This window comes from Pseudomonas sp. PDM32 (assembly GCF_019219225.1).
GTDB classification, from domain to species: domain Bacteria; phylum Pseudomonadota; class Gammaproteobacteria; order Pseudomonadales; family Pseudomonadaceae; genus Aquipseudomonas; species Aquipseudomonas laurylsulfatiphila.
In genome coordinates this window covers 1-1,240 of the sequence record NZ_JAHUWE010000034.1, presented here as the reverse complement: position 1 = coordinate 1,240, position 1,240 = coordinate 1, and the positions used below count along the sequence as shown (strand labels likewise).

Sequence of the window (1,240 nt, the reverse complement as noted above, 5' to 3'; positions counted from 1 at the left end):
TGTAGGAGCTGCCGTGTAATGGTCGAACATTTTTGGACCATGATGTAGGAGCATCGATTTAAGGACGCATCATGGGATATCGGGTTGTTACATCTGAGGAAAAAGCGGAAGCCATCCGCTTGGTAGTGGAGATGAATTACTCCATACCTAAAGCCTGTGAGGCCACCGGGGTGGGCCCTACGGCTCTGCGCCGCTGGGTTCTGCGCTGGCGTCGGGAGCAGGCGGGAATGTTGCAGCCAACCCGATTGCAGGATCAGGAGCTGATCGAGTCGTTGCAGGCGAAGTTGGCGCTGCTGGAAGCCGAGAACCAAGTGCTAAAAAAGCAATTGCCCTCTCATCTGAAGGTTCTGTTCGGTCGGGCCAAATGATTGATGGCATCAAAGGGAAGATGTCGATTCGGCGTATGTGCTCAGTGCTGGGTGTGGCCCGCAGCAGTTACTACGCCAAGCGCAAACCCAAGCCCAGGCGGGCTGACCAGCGATGCCTGGAGCGCAAACTGCGCGCGTTACATAAAGAACATCGCGAAGCGCTAGGTACTCGCGGGCTATCCAAAGAGTTAAGAAAAGAAGGCATTTTCATCGGACGCTATCGAATGCGCACGCTGATCAAATCCTTTGGTTTGCACCGGCGTAGACCGCGTTACGCCCATTATCGGCGCGCTACCAAGCCTGCGGTGGTGGCACCGAACATACTGGATCGGCGCTTCAACCCGTCCCGGCCAGACACGCTGTGGGCAGGCGATATCACCTATATCCGGGTGGGGAGCGGCTGGCTGTATCTGGCCGTGGTGATGGATCTGTTTTCGCGCCGGATCGTGGGATGGGCTTGCTCACGAACCGCTGATGCCGAGTTGTCTGTCAAAGCGCTGAGACTGGCAGTAGCGCTACGCCGCCCGATGCCTGAGTTGCTATTTCACTCAGACCAGGGTTGTCAGTACACCGCCGAACGATTTGTTGAATGCTTGGCAGAAAGCAGGATCGTCCAGAGCATGAGTCGTCGGGGTAACTGCTGGGATAACGCGGTGGTCGAGCGCTATTTCAGGACGTTGAAGCACGATTGGATGCCGGAAGATGGCTACCGCAATCATTTCGAAGCAGAGAAGGATGTGATGGGCTTCATCTCCCATTACAACCATCGTCGTTGCCACTCTGCCTCGAACAACTTGCCGCCTGCGCTGTATGAGCAACAGGCGGCTTAATGCTCCTACAGAGCGGTTCAAAAAAAATGAACCACTACACCG

2 protein-coding genes are annotated in these 1,240 nt (G+C 55.6%); both read left to right on the top strand.

The genetic code is table 11. The features are described 5' to 3' along the window. The first annotated feature begins 71 nt into the window (after positions 1 to 71). On the top strand, positions 72 to 368 hold the full coding sequence (locus KW846_RS29650) for a transposase (RefSeq protein ID WP_218486457.1): 297 nt from the start codon (positions 72 to 74) through the stop codon (positions 366 to 368). Next, a complete protein-coding gene (locus KW846_RS29645; RefSeq protein WP_007979328.1) occupies positions 365 to 1,198 on the top strand; it encodes an IS3 family transposase in 834 nt (277 codons plus the stop codon). Before KW846_RS29650 ends, KW846_RS29645 begins: the two co-directional genes overlap by 4 nt. Positions 1,199 to 1,240: the final 42 nt, after the last annotated feature.

Excerpts from the sequence above, each read along its gene's own strand:
- KW846_RS29645 (WP_007979328.1), top strand. The coding sequence starts at position 365 with ATGATTGATGGCATCAAAGGGAAGATGTCGATTCGGCGTATGTGCTCA.
- KW846_RS29650 (WP_218486457.1), top strand. The coding sequence starts at position 72 with ATGGGATATCGGGTTGTTACATCTGAGGAAAAAGCGGAAGCCATCCGC.